Raw genomic sequence first — 16,210 nt, 5'->3', positions numbered from 1 at the left:
GTTATGATATTAAAAGGAGATATAGGATATTTAGAATTAGAAATATTAACAAATATAACTTCAGGTTCAAATGATTTCTGGGAAGAGAATTGGCTTTATACTTCAGTTAAAGGTAATTTCCCGGGTTTCGTAGTGGATTATGAGTGTAATTTTAGAACAGATGATTTAAAAAGATGTTCAGATGAATTGTTTGATTTACTTGATAATAAATCGAATTACGCTAAGCTTATTACTTTAGAAGAAGGTGTTGAGCTAAGGTTTTCAAAAAAAACATCTGGAAATATTCTTGTAGAAGGAAAGTTGATAGCAACAGAATTAACAAAATGTGTTTTAGAATTTAATTTTGTGACTGATAATCAAATAGTGGAAAATTTTAATATAGAACTACAAAATGTTCTTTCAATGTATCCTATAATTGGAACACCTTAAAATAAAAGATCTGATCTGTCTTGTCCTGAAATCCCCCTTCCGATACGCAGAATTTTAATCGGTATGGTTATGTATTGAATAATCCGCTACTGTATACCGATCCGAGCGGGGAGAGTTGGTGGGGAAATAACTGGAAAACAGTAGTTACCATTACAGCGGTTGTTGTAACCGGAGTTGTAATTGCAGCTTCGTTGGGTACCGCTACTCCATTTGTTGCTGCGGCATGGGTAGGAGCCGGAGGAGGATTTGTAGGAGGAGCATTAGGTACGGCACTCAATGGAGGTAGTTTAGGAGAGTCCTTAGTATCAGGACTTACCGGAGCAGTTACGGGAGCTGTTTTTGGAGTAGCCGGAGCTTATGCCAGTGCGGCTGTAGGAGCAGTAGGTATTATTCCGGGGATGTTGTCCGGAAGTACTATTAATGCTACTCTAGGAGGGTTTTCGAATATAATTTCTGGTAGAGATTGGGATGAAGGTTTAGGTTTAAATATCGCTCTTGGAGGTATAGGAGGAGGTCTTTCTGGTGCAGCTGCTGCTAGAGCGAGTGGTTCAGGTCTTTGGTTTGGGACGCCTAATAAACCTAGTGTTTCAGTTATTGCCGGTAATGTTGATACTGCTATTGAAAAAGGTAAAGTAGAGTATCAAAAAGCTACAACAAGCCAGGCTGAATCAACAGGAATGTCTACTAATAGTGGAGGAACAAAGCTACTTAATCAGTTTAATAGTATAGAAAGTATGCTAGAAAACACTGAATTGTCTTTAACTAAACAAGGTGCTTTTCATGGAGAAATTAAGGGAAATGGAAATGCCATATTTAATACTATAAAACAAGGAGCAAAACCTCTTTCTAATGGAAGATTTTTATTAAATGATGGGACAAACATTGGAACTCACAATTCTTTTAAAAATGGTTTTACTATTAATTTTAATAGAAAAGGACAGTTATATAAAATAAGAGTTAATCAATGAAAAAATATGAAGGAATATCAAAAAATTATTGAATATTATTCTCTAGAAGGTTCAGGATGGTTTTCTAGATTAACTTCTCCTACAGAATGGGGTAATCGTTTGATAGGAGAAAAGTATTTGAAAAAATATTGGCTATCACAATCTAATTACAATTCTAAATGGAAAGAAATACAAAATAAAATTTTTATTAATCAAAATATTGGATTGCCCTCTTTGATTTTCTCAGATCAATTTGAATTATCGATTATAGGTGGTGGATGTTTATTTATTAAAGAAGATTTTGAAAGTCTTCAAAAATGTATGCATATTATAGGGGATAAATATTTTGTAGTTATAGAAAATACTTTTGGAGGTAACCTTCAAGAACCTGCATTTAAATTATGTTTTCCTGCAAATATTTCTTGGGAAGAATTAACAAATGGTAACTTTGTGTCTTCTACTTTTATAGAATCAATGTATAAAGAATACTTTGTTTTTGGATCAAGTGGAAAGTGGGGTAAATATTCGGCTAATGATTATGAATACCCTCTTGATATAATAGGTTTCAAACCTGAATATTCAACGATTTTTAGAGAGCAGTTTAAGAAGTCTGAAGAAGAACAAGCAAAAATAAAACAATGGTTACCGCCTAAATATAAAGAATTAATTAAATAACAAATTCCCCCTGCTGGCGCGAGCATCTTGCTCGTGTCCTGGTTCGTAATGTTTTAGTTTATTTTAACTCTAGGAAATAGTTTTATGTGGTCACGAGCAAGATGCTCGCGCCAGCGGGGGAGTGGCTTGGAATTGATGATTTGATTGCCGCAGCTATTGGTGGTACTGTTAATTTAACGATTAATATTTTTCAAGGGAATATAAAGGGTAATGCATGGGAGATCATAGGTAAAGGAGCTGCCGCTTTTGGCTCTGGAGCTGCTGCCGGAACATTAGCCCTTTATGGACCGGCAGGTTGGGTAGCAGGAGGAGCGATTGTAGGCGGTACTAATGCTTGGTTGTCCGGTACAGATCCGGTACAAGGAATTGTTATGGGTGCTGCTACAAGTCTTGTCGGTGGTGCTATAGGACAATATGTAGGCAAAGGAATCAGTGTTATGGTTGGTTCTATGAATATAAGCAGTCCGGTTCTTAATGGTTTTATGGTCGGAGGATTAGGTGGTGGAACTACTGGAGGTGTATTGAATTTTTCTTTGTCTTTAGCACAAGGAGGTAGTTTTAATGAGGCTTTAAAAGCAGGTGGTAAAGGTTTTGTTTCGGGAGTGGCAACAGGAACAATAGCAGGAGCTGGTAGTGCTTATGCACGTGCTCAAGCTAATGGGATTAATGGGTTTAATGGGAAATCTATTGCAAGCGGAGGGCTTAAACCTTTAGGGTTAGGTTTGACAGGTCGCACAGCAGCAGCGAATCTTACAGAGCAAATGGCGATGAGAGAAGCTATGTCAAATCCAGCTTCAGGAAAGATTATTCTGCAAAATTTGAAAGATATACGTTGGTCAGGTTGGAGCAAAATGCAATATGTACATACAGGTTTAGATGGTAGTAAAACAGTGATACACTATGTAGGTAAATTTGAAAATGGTACTCTTAAATATGTAGATGACTTTAAATTTAATTGATTTATGAAAGTACTTTGTATCAATAATACAGGAGCAAGTTTACGTTCCTATGAATATCAGCCAATTATCAATAAAGAAGTTTTTGGAAGATTTGGAGCATCTGAAATTACAGACTATGGAATAGATGTTGGTAAGGAATATTTAGTAATGGGGTTGATAATTTTTCAAACCTATCAAGCCTATTTAATAGATGATAATGGATTTATTGCGACCTATCCTTGTCAGTTGTTTGAGATTTCAAATGATAAATTGGGTTCAAATTGGTGTTTTAGAATAATAGACAAAGACGAGGATATTTATCCTTTTGTACAGATTGTTTTTGGTTATCCTGAATTATGCTCTGATAAAAAAGCGTACGAAAATCTTATTGTAGAAATGAAGAAAGAGACGCAACAGATTTACTTTAGGCGAAAAATAGAATTAGAAATAGAATTAGAAAAGGAATTACCCGATCGTTCGGATTTGTAAACTGTGTCTTGTCCTGAAATCACATGACAATGTAAAACATTGTTGAATATCCAATACAACTTTGAAAAGCCTCAATTTTAATTTTTTATATTTTGAGGCATTAAATAATCTGTTTTCAAAGACTTTATTCTCAACGATATAAAATAGGAGTTGTATAGAAATAGGTTTACACAAAAGAGAAACAAAAAGGAAATATTTACTTCCTGCTGTCACGAGCATCTTGCTCGTGCCCTATGTATAATTCTAGAAAATAGTTTTATGTGGTCACGAGCAAGATGCTCGCGCCAGCGGGGGGAAAGATACCTCAGGACGTTGGAACGGTTGGAGTAAAATGTCGAATAAAACAGCTCATGGAGTAGAAATTCATTACAATGCTTTGTGGAAAAAAGGAGTTATTAAAGCTACGGATGATTTTAAATTTATAGGAGGAAGATAATTATGAAAGTAGTTTGTAAATATAATGATCCATCAAGTTTACCTAGTGGTATTCCTGATAATTTTGATTATGGTCTTGAGATAAGTAAGGAATATTTAGTAATGGGTATTTTGACATTTAAATACTCAAATAGCTTATATTTTTTAGTTGATGAAAGCGGTCGCCCAGGCTGGTTTCCGTATCAAATTTTTGAGACGATAAATAATGAGTTGCCCAAAAATTGGTTTGTAAAGATTAATCTTGAAAATGATTATACAGATTATCAAAATTTAATTGGTTTTAATGAGCTTTGTAATGAAGAAGAATTTTTTAATAAATTGTTAGAACGAGATGAAGAAGCAATGTCTGTTTATTTTAGACGAAAGATAGAATTAGAAAAGGAATTATCTGATCGTTTAGATTTTTAATTTGTATTCGTAACGATTAATTTTAGTTGTTGTCTTGTCCTGAAATCACATGACAATGTAAAATCATTGTTGAATATCAAATACAACTTGGAAAAGCCCGTGTTTTAATTTTAGTTTTTTATATTTTGAGGCGTTAAACCCCTGCTGGCGCGAGCATCTTGCTCGTGTCCTAGTTCTTAATGTTTTAGTTTATTTTATTATGTGGTCACGAGCAAGATGCTCGCGCCAGCGGGGGAATAATACAGATGATTTGTTTCACGGATTTCCTAAGAGTGTTGATGGTTTTGCAAATAAGTTTGGTCAATTATCCATTAAAAGTGGAGCTGATGGTAAAACTTATCAATGGCTAGAAATGTCAGGAAGTTATAGAGGTAAAATAGGAACGTTTGAGTTTATTAAGGATTCTAATGGTAATATTAATCACAGATACTTTAAAGTAAAATAATGAATAAAATATCTAACTATTTAAATTATATAAGAGAAAAAGGAAGATTCTTGTCAGAAATCAATCCAGGAAGTAATGAGATTGCTTTAACAGTAGAAGATGCTTTACAAGCATTGAAATTGATAAAAGATACTGAAGCAATTATTTTAGGAGGTGATATTCTTTCAGAAGAGAACAACAAACTTATTTATGCATATCAACTTTGGGGACAGGAATATCATGTTTTAAATTGGTATTTGACAACGGATGACTATGAAAGGAAGGACTATCTGAAAAGTTATGATATAGCGGAAGAAAGTATTATTAACGCCAGTAAAATAGCAGAGAAGCTTAAAAAGAAATGTTACATAGTTTTTGTAATAGAATAGGTGTCTTGTCCTGTAACTCTGATCGCTCGGATATATCAAAATAAAAAATCCTTATCAGATTTTGATAAGGATTTTTTATTTATAGGATAAAACAGATAGATTCTTTAAACTGTGGCTCCTTTTTTATTGGCTCTGTAAATGAAATAAAGCCCTACAATGATAAAAGGAATACTTAACCATTGTCCGGTAAGCAGAATAGGATTTTCACCTTCAAATCCGCCTTGACTTTCTTTTACAAACTCTACTATAAAACGAACCGTCCACAACAGAACCAGGAATACTCCGAAAAGATAGCCACTTTTCTTTCTTGCGTCTGTTTTCCAGTACATATAGAACAGGATAATAAAAACGAAAAAATAACCTAAAGCTTCATATAACTGAGCCGGATGTTTTATCGGAACAGCATTTAACAGATCGGCAAACTGCGGATTTGTGGCAATAGCATTATAAGCTTCCTTTGGGTTAGGTATCTGAGTTAGTTTTACAGCTTCATTTTTTGAAAAAGCATCCTGAACAAATTTTATTCCAAATGCGGAATCAGTAGGATTTCCGACAATTTCAGAATTAAAAAAGTTTCCAAATCGTACGAAAATAGCTCCACTGGATACCGGGATTACAATTCTGTCAAGAATCCATAACAGAGGCTTTCTTAGTATTTTTTTACTGTAATAGTACATTGTTATTATGATTGCTATAGCAGCTCCATGACTTGCTAATCCTGCAAATCCGGTAAATTCCCATCCTTGAATAAAACCAAATAATGTTGCTCCCGGAGTTTCTTTTATTGGGAGGAATATTTCCAGTAAATGATGTTGAAAATACTCCCAGTCATAGAAAAACACATGACCTAAACGTGCTCCGATAAGTGTGGCTACAACAGAATAGATAAATAGAGAATCCAGTTTTTCGATGGGAACATTTTCCCTTTCGAATATTTTTTTCATGATGAACCACCCTAAACTAAAGGCGACAACAAACATTAAACTGTAATATCGAATAACAAAAAAACCTAGATCAATCCCTTCTGAAGGATTCCAAACAATATTTAAAGCATGTGTCATAATAATCTGTAATTGTTTTTATTTTCCGTAAAAATAGATATAGGATTAAAACGGATAGTATAAAAAGTAGTTAATATTTTGTTTTCTTTTCAGGAACTGGATCATAACCGCTACCACCCCAGGGATGGCAACTGAATATTCTTTTAACTGCAAGCCAGCTTCCTCTAAATAATCCGTGTTTCTGTAATGCTTCTATTGCATAATGGGAACAGGTAGGAGAATATCTGCATGCTGCGGGTGTAAACGGTGAAATGGCAACCTGATAGAACCGGACTAAAACTACAAATGGGAATATGAGAATTTTTTTGAGCATATAGTTTCAATTAAGATCTAAAAGAATTACTTAATTAATAGAGAAAGTAGTTCCATCCTTACCATCTTTCAACTGAATTCCCAATAGAATCAACTGATTTCTTATTTGGTCAGAAAGAGCAAAGTTTTTATTTGCTCTGGCTTCATCTCGCATTCCGATAAGCATTTCTACTATACCTTCAATCTTATCATTGTTGTTATTGACGCTTTTTTCATTTACAAGACCCAGAACATCAAAAACAAATATGTTTAATGTGTTTTGTAATGTTTTCAGATCTTCCGCTGTTAATGTTTCCTTATTTTCTTTTAACAGGTTAATATACTTAACCGCTTCAAAAAGCTGAGCGATTAGTATAGGGCTATTAAAATCATCGTTCATAGCATCATAACAGGACTGTTTCCAGTCTGCAATATCTATAGTAGAGGAAGAGCCTGCAATGATATCAGTGCTACTGTCTATCGCTTCCATTAATCGGTTAAATCCTTTTTCGGCAGCTACAATTGCATCGTTAGAGAAATCCAGAATACTTCTGTAATGTGCCTGTAACATAAAAAAACGGGTTACAGAAGGAGAAAAAGCTTTGCTTAAGATGTCATTATTTCCGGTAAAGATCTCCTTTGGCAGAATATTATTTCCTGTAGATTTTGACATTTTTTTCCCGTTCAGAGTCAGCATATTTGCGTGCATCCAGTAGTTAACCGGTGCATGACCTGTACAAGCTTCATTCTGAGCAATTTCACATTCATGATGTGGGAATTTTAAATCCATTCCGCCGCCATGAATATCGAACTTATTTCCTAAGTATTTTGTACTCATTGCTGTACATTCTAAGTGCCATCCGGGGAAACCGTCACTCCATGGAGAAGGCCAACGCATAATATGTTGTGGCTCTGCTTTTTTCCAGAGAGCAAAGTCTTGTGGATTTCTTTTTTCGGATTGTCCTGCAAGTTCACGGGTATTAGCAAGCATTTCATCGATATTTCGTCCGCTGAGTACTCCGTAATGGTGTTTTTCATTGAATTTTGCAATATCAAAATAAACAGATCCGTCTACTTCATAAGCAAAACCATTATCTATGATCTTTTTGATGATATTAATTTGTTCAATAATATGTCCTGTAGCTGTCGGTTCAATGCTTGGAGGAATGGTATTGAACAGCTCCAGTATCTGATGAAAATCTACGGTATAACGCTGTACGACTTCCATTGGTTCTAATTGTTCCAGACGGGCTTTTTTAGCAATCTTATCTTCTCCCTCATCTACATCATCAACAATGTGTCCTACGTCTGTAATATTTCGGACATAACGCACTTTATATTCCAGATGTTTTAAATATCTGAATATCAAATCAAAAGACATAAAAGTTCTGACATTTCCTAAGTGGACATTGCTGTAAACGGTAGGTCCACAGACATACATTCCAACATTTCCTTCATGGATAGGTGTAAAAACTTCTTTTTCTCCGGTTAGAGAATTGTATAATTTTAATATCTGATGTTGGTATAAAGGCATCTTATTTAAATTGTTTAATGATTGTTTCTTTGTAAACCCATAAAAATAAAGCTATGCGAGATAAGAAACAAATCAATATATTGTATTAAAACTGGGTATCTAGTTTGATATAGTCTAAAAACTCTTTTTTAACATTTTCATTTTTGAATTTCCCTCCAAATTCTGCAGTAACAGTACTGCTTTCGATATCGCGGATACCTCTGGAGTTAACGCATAAATGTTTAGCATCTATAACGCAGGCAACATCCTGAGTATTTAAAGCTTTTTGAAGCTCCTGTACGATCTGAATGGTCAGACGTTCCTGTACTTGAGGTCTTTTAGCATAATAATCAACAATTCGGTTCATTTTGGACAGACCGATTACATTACCATTAGAAATGTAAGCAACATGTGCACGTCCTACAATTGGTAGCAAATGGTGTTCACAGGTCGAATAAACAGTGATGTTTTTTTCAACCAGCATTTCATTATATCTGTATTTGTTTTCAAATGTTGATGCACTGGGTCTTTTGTTAGGATTTAATCCTCCGAATATCTCTTTTACAAACATTTTTGCTACACGATTCGGAGTTCCTTTTAAACTGTCGTCTGTAAGGTCTAAACCGAGTGTAGTAAGTATTTTTTCCATATCCTTTTTTATGGATTCTATCTTTTGCTCGTCAGTAATATCAAAAGCATCTTTTCTTAAAGGTGTATAGGCACTTGTACCAATATGGTCATCTCCAATTTCATCCGAAAAATCGTTGTTATTTATCATCGAGATTAGTGTTATTTTTAGTGTTAAAATTTAGAAAAGCAAAGATAATTAATAAAACCAAAAAGTAGGTATATACCTGTTGGATTTAAGAAAAAGATAGCTTTTATTTCTTATAAAGATAACTTTTTTAAATGTTAAGCTTCGTTTTAAAGTGGAATTTATTCTGTACCCGTTTTAGAATTTAAAAAGCGGTGATCCTTTCACCGCTTTTTAAATAAATATCTGTAACTGAGAAGATTTTATTTGTTTTTATAAGCTTTCAATGCTTCTTTCAGAATTTGTACAGAACGGATCAGATCTTCTTTTTTCAGTACATAGGCAATTCTTACCTGATTTAAACCGACACCCGGCGTGGAATAAAATCCTGCGGCAGGAGCAACCATAACCGTTTCGCCATTAAAGTCATAACTTTCCAGTAACCATTGTGCAAAATCGTCTGCATTATCAATAGGAAGCTGTGCGATACAGTAAAAAGCACCTTTAGGAGAAGTGACTTTTATTCCTTCAATTTTATTTAATTCTACAATTAGAGTATCTCTACGTTCTTTATATTCTTTAATTACTTCGTCAAAATAACTTTGAGGTGTATCTAAAGCAGCTTCACTTGCTATTTGTGCAAATGTAGGAGGACTTAATCTTGCCTGAGCAAACTTCATTGCTGTAGACATCAGTTCCTTGTTTTTAGATACGATACATCCGATTCTTGCTCCACACATACTGTAACGTTTTGAAACAGAATCAATCATGATAGCATGTTGTTCTAATCCCGGAATATTCATTACAGAATAATGTTTATCGCCATCATAAGTAAATTCTCTGTATACTTCATCTGCAATTAAAAACAAGTCATGTTTTTTAACTAAAGCGGCTAATTGCATAATCTCTTCCTGAGTATATAGATATCCCGTTGGGTTACCCGGATTACAAATTAGAATTGCTTTTGTTTTAGATGTAATTAATTTCTCAAAATCAGCAATAGGAGGAAGGGCAAATCCGGTTTCAATAGTTGAGATTACTGGAACGACTTTTATACCGGAAGCAGTTGCAAAACCATTGTAATTAGCATAGAACGGCTCTGGGATAATGATCTCATCATCTGAATCCATAACACTTCCCATCGCAAATAGTAAGGCTTCTGACCCCCCGGTTGTGATAATAATATCTTCTGTATTGATAGGTAGTCCGTGATTGATATAATATTGAGACAGTTTTTTTCTGTAGCTTTCAAATCCGGCAGAGTGACTGTATTCTAATATTTTTATATCAGTGTTTTTTACAGCGTTTATAGCTACTTCAGGTGTTTTTATATCTGGTTGACCAATGTTCAGATGATATACCTTGTTTCCTTTGCTTTTGGCTATTTCAGCATAAGGCACCAATTTTCTGATTGGTGACTCAGGCATTTGTTTTCCTTTATTAGAGATTTTTGGCATAGTATTATAATTTTTAGAACTGCAAATTTGCAAAATTTTTTTAAGATTTCGTTTGTAATTATAAGATTCGTTTGTTGTTAAATAAATCTATTTGTTTGCCGGAATTTTATTAACTTTAATGAAAATAACAACAAATGAAATTGTTTTTTTGTTTTTTATTTTTATTCTGGTCGGCAGATGATCTTGTTTCTGCACAGAATTCCTTTGAATGGAATTCCAATAAAGATAAAATAATTATTCCTTTTACCTGTATTCATAATTTAATTCTTATTCCGGTATCTATAAATGGGGTAGAATTAAATTTTATTTTAGATACAGGCGTTGATCAGACCGTTTTTTTCAGTAAGGATAAAGTAGAGAATATTAGTTTTTATAATGTAGAGAAAATAAAACTGAGAGGCTTAGGAGTCGGGGAGACTATAGAAGCTTTGAGATCTCTGAAAAATACACTTACTATTCAGGATTTATCGGATAAAAACCATGAGTTGTTGATTATATTAGATGAAGAGATTAATTTTTCTTCTCATCTGGGAGTGCCTGTTAATGGTATAATAGGATATGATTTTTTTAAAGATTTGTTAGTTGAAATTAATTATCAGACCCAAAAAATCACAGTCTATAAAAATAAAGATAAGATAAGAGCAAAATGGCGTAAAAAGGTAATGCCTTTAGATATTATACAGGAGAACAGTAAACCTTATTTAATAACGAGAATAGAACTAAAAGGGAATCAGTTTTCTGTAAAACTGCTGGTAGATACAGGAAGTAGTGATGCGATGTGGCTTTTTACAGGATCGAATCAATTCATTACGCTTCCTGAACTTTATTTTGAAGATTTTTTAGGAAGAGGATTTAGCGGTGATGTTCATGGTATGAGATCAAGAGTTTCGAAATTATATTTGGGAGATTATATATTTAATGATCCTACGGTTGCTTTTCCGGATTCTTCTTCGATAAAAAGTGTGATTATGGTTCGCGACAGGAACGGTTCCATAGGAGGAGAGGTATTAAAACGTTTTACTGTATTGCTGGATTATGAAGACCGGAAGATTTATCTGAAAAAAAATAAAACCTTTTTTATTCCTTTCAACTATAATATGAGCGGAATTGAATTGCGACATGATGGCGTGCAGTGGATTAAAGAGACCTTAAAATTAGAAACTGCTCAGGTAAAAAATCCGAATGAAGTTTTCTCTGCGGAACCTCAAAAGGAATTTAAATATAAGTTTATACTAAAACCGGTTTATGTTATTTCAAATATAAGGAAAAATTCGCCTGCCGAATTTTCAGGTTTACAAAAAGGGGACATCATTTATAAAGTAAATAATAAATTATCTTATAAATATTCTTTGCAACAAATAAACACTTTATTACAGTCAGAAGAAGGAAAACTTATAACGATAGAAATAGAGAGAGAGAATAAAAATTTAAAGTTTCAATTCCGATTAAAGAAATTATTATAACAAAAAACGCACTTCTACTGAAGTGCATTTTTATTATTTACTTTTGCATTAGTTTAAAGAATAAAATTTATTCTTCAAGCTATCTTTCAGAAAACAGAAGCTTATTTAGCTACTACGTTTCCTGTAATTTTCAAAGGAACTCTACCACCTTCAAAGTTCGTAGCATTAGACTCTACAGTTAATGTTTTTCTTATAGGACCTGGGTTCATATTGTATTTTACTTCAATTTTACCTGTTTTACCCGGCATGATAGGATCTTTTGGTTTTGAAGGCACAGTACAACCACATGAAGATTGAACATTTGTAATGATTAATGGAGCATCTCCAATATTAGTGAATTCAAAAACTCTTAGACCATTATCATCTTCTTTTGTAACAGTTCCATAATCGATAGTATCAGTTTTGAACTGGATTTTAGGACCTGATTGAGCGAAAGCCGAAGCACTAATTATCACCACTGCTAATAAACCTAGAAATTTTTTCATTTTTTGAATTTTTAATTATTAATGTAAATTTAGTTAGTTTTTATTAATGTACAAATAAACAAAATCCTTTTTTTATTATGTACTTAAATAATTACTTTTGCTAAAAGTAATTTACAAAAACCAGACCAAATTTAATATTTGGATTTAAAATAACTGTATTCATGATAATTCCTTCGCAATTTGATGCCAAAACTTTAGAGAGTAAGTGGTATGACTATTGGATGAAAAATAATTATTTTCATTCTAAACCGGATCATAGAACACCTTATACCATTGTTATACCGCCGCCTAATGTTACCGGAGTCCTTCATATGGGTCATATGCTTAATAATACACTTCAGGATGTATTGATAAGAAGAGCTCGTCTAAAAGGATTTAATGCCTGCTGGGTACCGGGAACAGACCATGCGTCAATAGCAACAGAAGCAAAAGTTGTGGCAAAGTTAAAAGCGGAAGGGATTAATAAAAATGATCTTAGTCGTGAAGAATTTTTAAAACATGCATGGGACTGGACCAATCAGTATGGTGGTGTTATTTTAGAGCAGTTAAAAAAACTGGGAGCTTCATGTGATTGGGAACGAACTAAGTTTACAATGGATCCGGAGATGTCTGCATCTGTAATTAAGGTTTTTGTCGATCTGTATAATAAAGGACTTATTTACAGAGGTTACAGAATGGTAAACTGGGATCCGGAGGCAAAAACAACCTTATCTGATGAAGAGGTAATTTATGAAGAACAGCAAGGGAAATTATATCATTTAAAATACAAGATCGAAGGAACAGAGGATTTTCTGATAATTGCAACTACTAGACCTGAAACAATTTTAGGAGATACTGCGATTTGTATCAACCCTAATGATGAGAGATATTCTCATTTAAAAGGAAAACGTGCGATTGTTCCGATAGTCGGAAGAGTAATTCCAATTATAGAAGATGAGTATGTAGATATGGAGTTCGGGACAGGATGTTTAAAAGTTACTCCTGCCCATGATATGAACGATAAAGCTTTAGGAGAGAAACACAATCTTGAAATTATAGATATTTTCAATGATGATGCGACACTGAACAGTTTTGGTCTGCATTATGAAGGGAAAGATAGATTTGTCGTTCGTGAGGAGATTGTAAATGAATTAAAGTCTTTAGGGAATCTTGAAAAAACAGAAACACATCTTAATAAAGTAGGAACATCAGAAAGAACGAAGGCGGTAATTGAACCAAGATTGTCAGACCAGTGGTTCTTAAAGATGGAAGACCTTGTGAAACCTGCTATTAAGGCAGTTTTAGAAGATGAGGAAGTAAAGTTATATCCAAAACGTTTTGATAATACTTACAGACACTGGATGGAAAATATCCGTGACTGGAATATTTCCCGTCAGTTATGGTGGGGTCAGCAGATTCCTGCTTATTTCTATGCGGATGGAAAAGAAGATTTTGTTGTAGCAGAAAGCATTGAAGAAGCTTTGGTTTTGGCAAAAGAAAGAACAGGAAATCAGGCTTTGACAATTTCAAACTTGAAACAGGATGCAGATGCTCTTGATACCTGGTTTTCTTCTTGGTTATGGCCTATAAGCGTTTTTGGAGGAATAATGAATCCGGAAAGCGAAGATTATAAATATTATTATCCGACAAATGATCTGGTAACGGGTCCGGATATTTTGTTCTTCTGGGTAGCCAGAATGATTATTGCAGGATATGAATATGCAGGGGAAAAACCATTTACAAATGTATATCTTACAGGATTGGTTCGTGATAAACAGGGACGTAAAATGTCAAAATCTTTGGGTAATTCACCCGATCCGTTAGATTTGATAGATAATTTCGGCGCAGATGGTGTTCGTGTAGGATTGCTATTAAGTGCTTCTGCAGGTAATGACATCATGTTTGATGAAGAACTTTGCAACCAGGGAAAAGCCTTCTCTAATAAAATATGGAATGCGTTCCGTTTAATAAAAGGATGGGAGGTAAGTGATTCTATTACGCAACCTGAATCGTCTAAAGTGGCGATTGAATGGTATGAGTCTAAATTACAAAAAACATTGCTGGAGATCGAGGATCACTTTGGGAAATACAGAATATCAGATGCTTTAATGGCAACCTATAAATTAGTATGGGATGATTTCTGTTCGTGGTTCCTTGAAATGATTAAACCTGCTTATCAGGCACCAATTGACAGAACAACTTTCAATAAGGCAATAGAACTGATGGAGAGTAATTTAAAGTTATTACATCCGTTCATGCCTTTCTTAACAGAAGAGATTTGGCATCTTATTGCTGAGAGAACTCCGGATCAAGCACTGATTATTTCAGAATGGCCGGAAATAAAATCGGTAAATGAAACAGTAATTGCTAATTTTGATATGACCGCAGAAGTAATATCAGGCATCAGAACAATCAGAAAAGAGAAGAATATCCCTTTTAAAGATACAATTGAACTGAAAGTAGTTAATAATGATAAAGTATCTCCTTATTTTGATGCTGTAATTATGAAACTGGGGAATATTACTTCATTTGAATATGTAAATGAAAAAGTTGATGGAGCACTTTCATTCAGAGTAAAATCGAATGAATATTATATTCCTGTTACTGGAGCTGTTAACATAGAAGAAGAAATCATAAAACTAAAAGAAGAATTAAATTATACTAAAGGCTTTTTAAAATCAGTACAGGCAAAATTATCTAATGAAAAGTTTGTGAATAGTGCTCCTGAAAAAGTAGTAGGAATGGAAAAACAGAAAGAAGCAGATGCTTTAGCCAAAATTACTACACTGGAAGAAAGTCTGGCAAGTTTAAAGTAATCTCTGATTCCTTATAAAAACAAAAAATCTGCTATATAGCAGATTTTTTGTTTTTATTTAATGATTTTAATAAAACTGATTTTAACGGTTCATTTTAAGGTTTTAGAAGTCTAAAACCTTAAAAATCAGATTAAATTCTAATTATTCTGTAGAAGCAGGCGTGATTGGAGCTGGAGCTTCATGTTTTTTTACTACAGTAGGTACTGGTATTAAAACAACTGCAGCTTCATATTTTTTTGCTACAGCATCCCAGTTAATTACGTTAAAAAAGGCATTGATATAATCCGGTCTTTTATTTTGATAGTGTAAATAGTAGGCATGTTCCCAGACATCAAGAGCAAGTATAGGGGTTCCGGAAATACCCATATTCGGCATTAACGGGTTATCCTGATTTGCAGTACTTCCTACAACCAGCTTGCCTTTTTTGTCTACAACTAACCATGCCCATCCGGAACCAAATTGTTTTGTAGCAGCATCAATAAGCTGTGTTTTAAAATTAGTATAGGAACCAAAATCTTTAGTGATAGCATCTGCTAAAGTACCTTTAGGTTCACCTCCCGCTTTTGGAGCCATGATTTCCCAATACAGATTATGGTTGTAATAACCACCGGCATTATTTCTTACTGCTTTATTTTCAGGATCTAATTTTGATATTATTTCTTCGATAGTTTGTTTTTCAAGAGGGGTACCTGCAATAGCTTTGTTCAAGTTGTTAGTATAACCAAGATAATGTTTAGAATAATGGATTTCCATTGTTTTAGCATCAATATTTGGCTCTAAAGCGCCATATGCATAAGCCAAAGGAACAACCTGAAAAGTACCCTGATCTGCTTTTACATCAGCTGGATTTCCTATAATTGGTTTCTCCTCAATAGGAGCAGGTACTTCAACTACTTCGGTTAAAGTGTCTTTCTTTTTGCAGGATTGCAGTCCGATTATTAAAAGAACAGTGACAATTACAGAGGCTTTTTTCATAATGTTGGTTTTTATTTTTTGGTTAGTAAAGCATTAATGGTCTCAATATAAAGTTTTTTGGCTTCTTTAGAGGATAGATGGCTTACCTGCATCCAAGCATTTATTTTAAAAGCATCTACTAAATCGGGATTAGCATGCTGTTTACCTCTCAGAGTACCGTGAGTTGCTTGTTTGTAATAGGCATATATTCTCAGCATTACATCCTGAGGCAGATGTTCTGTCATATTTGAAGCTTTTTCATAAGCTTCCTGAAATAGTATGTCTAAATCTTTATCTTCCAAT

18 protein-coding genes are annotated in these 16,210 nt (G+C 33.9%); 10 read left to right on the top strand and 8 right to left on the bottom strand.

Going from position 1 to position 16,210, the window contains the following annotated elements; genetic code table 11:
• Window positions 1-3 precede the first annotated feature (3 nt).
• The 8 genes from AC4FQX_RS01615 to imm40 all read left to right on the top strand — a co-directional run bounded on the left by AC4FQX_RS01615 (window position 4) and on the right by imm40 (window position 5,134).
• Window positions 4-429 carry a WapI family immunity protein gene (locus AC4FQX_RS01615; protein ID WP_491165915.1) on the top strand — a complete coding sequence of 142 codons (426 nt, stop codon included), beginning with the start codon at window positions 4-6 and terminating at the stop codon, window positions 427-429.
• Window positions 430-503: 74 nt separating this feature from the next.
• On the top strand, window positions 504-1,397 hold the full coding sequence (locus tag AC4FQX_RS01610) for a hypothetical protein (RefSeq protein ID WP_491165914.1): 894 nt from the start codon (window positions 504-506) through the stop codon (window positions 1,395-1,397).
• Window positions 1,398-1,403: 6 nt separating this feature from the next.
• Window positions 1,404-2,051: a hypothetical protein gene (locus tag AC4FQX_RS01605; RefSeq protein WP_491165913.1), complete on the top strand. Its 648-nt coding sequence runs from the start codon at window positions 1,404-1,406 to the stop codon at window positions 2,049-2,051.
• A gap of 101 nt (window positions 2,052-2,152) precedes the next feature.
• Complete coding sequence (locus AC4FQX_RS01600; RefSeq protein WP_491165912.1) at window positions 2,153-3,010, top strand: hypothetical protein; 858 nt, start codon at window positions 2,153-2,155, stop codon at window positions 3,008-3,010.
• A 3-nt stretch (window positions 3,011-3,013) separates the two neighbouring features.
• Window positions 3,014-3,478, top strand: a complete 465-nt coding sequence (locus AC4FQX_RS01595; RefSeq protein WP_491165911.1) for a hypothetical protein — start codon at window positions 3,014-3,016, stop codon at window positions 3,476-3,478.
• Between the two features lie 438 nt (window positions 3,479-3,916).
• Window positions 3,917-4,321, top strand: coding sequence for a hypothetical protein (locus tag AC4FQX_RS01590; RefSeq protein WP_491165910.1), 405 nt, complete (start codon window positions 3,917-3,919; stop codon window positions 4,319-4,321).
• Between the two features lie 199 nt (window positions 4,322-4,520).
• Window positions 4,521-4,766 carry a hypothetical protein gene (locus AC4FQX_RS01585; protein WP_491165909.1) on the top strand — a complete coding sequence of 82 codons (246 nt, stop codon included), beginning with the start codon at window positions 4,521-4,523 and terminating at the stop codon, window positions 4,764-4,766.
• Window positions 4,766-5,134 carry an Imm40 family immunity protein gene (gene imm40, locus AC4FQX_RS01580; RefSeq protein WP_491165908.1) on the top strand — a complete coding sequence of 123 codons (369 nt, stop codon included), beginning with the start codon at window positions 4,766-4,768 and terminating at the stop codon, window positions 5,132-5,134. The genes AC4FQX_RS01585 and imm40 overlap by 1 nt, the downstream gene beginning before the upstream one ends.
• A gap of 104 nt (window positions 5,135-5,238) precedes the next feature.
• Here the strand turns inward: imm40 and lgt are convergent, their stop codons facing one another.
• The 5 genes from lgt to AC4FQX_RS01555 all read right to left on the bottom strand — a co-directional run bounded on the left by lgt (window position 5,239) and on the right by AC4FQX_RS01555 (window position 10,210).
• Window positions 5,239-6,195: a prolipoprotein diacylglyceryl transferase gene (gene lgt, locus AC4FQX_RS01575; RefSeq protein WP_491165907.1), complete on the bottom strand. Its 957-nt coding sequence runs from the start codon at window positions 6,193-6,195 to the stop codon at window positions 5,239-5,241.
• A gap of 70 nt (window positions 6,196-6,265) precedes the next feature.
• Complete coding sequence (gene yidD / locus AC4FQX_RS01570; protein ID WP_491165906.1) at window positions 6,266-6,508, bottom strand: membrane protein insertion efficiency factor YidD; 243 nt, start codon at window positions 6,506-6,508, stop codon at window positions 6,266-6,268.
• A gap of 30 nt (window positions 6,509-6,538) precedes the next feature.
• On the bottom strand, window positions 6,539-8,020 hold the full coding sequence (gene cysS / locus AC4FQX_RS01565) for a cysteine--tRNA ligase (protein WP_491165905.1): 1,482 nt from the start codon (window positions 8,018-8,020) through the stop codon (window positions 6,539-6,541).
• Between the two features lie 85 nt (window positions 8,021-8,105).
• Entirely contained in the window at window positions 8,106-8,777 is a 672-nt protein-coding gene (folE, locus tag AC4FQX_RS01560; RefSeq protein ID WP_491165904.1) for a GTP cyclohydrolase I FolE, read from the bottom strand.
• 239 nt (window positions 8,778-9,016) lie between these two features.
• Window positions 9,017-10,210, bottom strand: a complete 1,194-nt coding sequence (locus AC4FQX_RS01555; RefSeq protein ID WP_491165903.1) for a pyridoxal phosphate-dependent aminotransferase — start codon at window positions 10,208-10,210, stop codon at window positions 9,017-9,019.
• A 134-nt stretch (window positions 10,211-10,344) separates the two neighbouring features.
• Between AC4FQX_RS01555 and AC4FQX_RS01550 the strand changes: the two genes are divergently transcribed.
• Window positions 10,345-11,673, top strand: a complete 1,329-nt coding sequence (locus tag AC4FQX_RS01550; RefSeq protein WP_491165902.1) for an aspartyl protease family protein — start codon at window positions 10,345-10,347, stop codon at window positions 11,671-11,673.
• Between the two features lie 101 nt (window positions 11,674-11,774).
• Here AC4FQX_RS01550 and AC4FQX_RS01545 read toward each other — a convergent pair whose 3' ends face one another.
• Window positions 11,775-12,158, bottom strand: coding sequence for a DUF1573 domain-containing protein (locus AC4FQX_RS01545; RefSeq protein WP_491165901.1), 384 nt, complete (start codon window positions 12,156-12,158; stop codon window positions 11,775-11,777).
• Between the two features lie 161 nt (window positions 12,159-12,319).
• On the opposite strand from AC4FQX_RS01545, the gene AC4FQX_RS01540 reads away from it, so the two are divergent.
• The gene (locus AC4FQX_RS01540) at window positions 12,320-14,953 is read left to right on the top strand and encodes a valine--tRNA ligase (RefSeq protein ID WP_491165900.1); all 2,634 of its coding nucleotides are present in this window, start codon (window positions 12,320-12,322) and stop codon (window positions 14,951-14,953) included.
• A 141-nt stretch (window positions 14,954-15,094) separates the two neighbouring features.
• Here AC4FQX_RS01540 and AC4FQX_RS01535 read toward each other — a convergent pair whose 3' ends face one another.
• The gene (locus tag AC4FQX_RS01535; protein ID WP_491165899.1) at window positions 15,095-15,928 is read right to left on the bottom strand and encodes a superoxide dismutase; all 834 of its coding nucleotides are present in this window, start codon (window positions 15,926-15,928) and stop codon (window positions 15,095-15,097) included.
• An 11-nt stretch (window positions 15,929-15,939) separates the two neighbouring features.
• Window positions 15,940-16,209, bottom strand: a complete 270-nt coding sequence (locus AC4FQX_RS01530; RefSeq protein WP_491165898.1) for an acyl-CoA-binding protein — start codon at window positions 16,207-16,209, stop codon at window positions 15,940-15,942.
• Between the last annotated feature and the right edge of the window lies 1 nt (window position 16,210).

The organism is Flavobacterium sp. AK-301, from assembly GCF_058310215.1.
This window is presented reverse-complemented; position numbering and strand designations above follow the sequence as displayed.

What these genes read in the sequence shown, in the direction of transcription:
- yidD (WP_491165906.1), bottom strand. Translation starts at nt 6,508, where the DNA reads ATGCTCAAAAAAATTCTCATATTCCCATTTGTAGTTTTAGTCCGGTTC.
- imm40 (WP_491165908.1), top strand. Translation starts at nt 4,766, where the DNA reads ATGAATAAAATATCTAACTATTTAAATTATATAAGAGAAAAAGGAAGA.
- AC4FQX_RS01600 (WP_491165912.1), top strand. Translation starts at nt 2,153, where the DNA reads ATGCTCGCGCCAGCGGGGGAGTGGCTTGGAATTGATGATTTGATTGCC.
- AC4FQX_RS01540 (WP_491165900.1), top strand. Translation starts at nt 12,320, where the DNA reads ATGATAATTCCTTCGCAATTTGATGCCAAAACTTTAGAGAGTAAGTGG.
- folE (WP_491165904.1), bottom strand. Translation starts at nt 8,777, where the DNA reads ATGATAAATAACAACGATTTTTCGGATGAAATTGGAGATGACCATATT.
- AC4FQX_RS01545 (WP_491165901.1), bottom strand. Translation starts at nt 12,158, where the DNA reads ATGAAAAAATTTCTAGGTTTATTAGCAGTGGTGATAATTAGTGCTTCG.
- AC4FQX_RS01595 (WP_491165911.1), top strand. Translation starts at nt 3,014, where the DNA reads ATGAAAGTACTTTGTATCAATAATACAGGAGCAAGTTTACGTTCCTAT.
- AC4FQX_RS01605 (WP_491165913.1), top strand. Translation starts at nt 1,404, where the DNA reads ATGAAGGAATATCAAAAAATTATTGAATATTATTCTCTAGAAGGTTCA.
- AC4FQX_RS01585 (WP_491165909.1), top strand. Translation starts at nt 4,521, where the DNA reads ATGTGGTCACGAGCAAGATGCTCGCGCCAGCGGGGGAATAATACAGAT.
- AC4FQX_RS01535 (WP_491165899.1), bottom strand. Translation starts at nt 15,928, where the DNA reads ATGAAAAAAGCCTCTGTAATTGTCACTGTTCTTTTAATAATCGGACTG.
- AC4FQX_RS01590 (WP_491165910.1), top strand. Translation starts at nt 3,917, where the DNA reads ATGAAAGTAGTTTGTAAATATAATGATCCATCAAGTTTACCTAGTGGT.
- cysS (WP_491165905.1), bottom strand. Translation starts at nt 8,020, where the DNA reads ATGCCTTTATACCAACATCAGATATTAAAATTATACAATTCTCTAACC.
- AC4FQX_RS01550 (WP_491165902.1), top strand. Translation starts at nt 10,345, where the DNA reads ATGAAATTGTTTTTTTGTTTTTTATTTTTATTCTGGTCGGCAGATGAT.
- AC4FQX_RS01615 (WP_491165915.1), top strand. Translation starts at nt 4, where the DNA reads ATGATATTAAAAGGAGATATAGGATATTTAGAATTAGAAATATTAACA.
- AC4FQX_RS01555 (WP_491165903.1), bottom strand. Translation starts at nt 10,210, where the DNA reads ATGCCAAAAATCTCTAATAAAGGAAAACAAATGCCTGAGTCACCAATC.
- lgt (WP_491165907.1), bottom strand. Translation starts at nt 6,195, where the DNA reads ATGACACATGCTTTAAATATTGTTTGGAATCCTTCAGAAGGGATTGAT.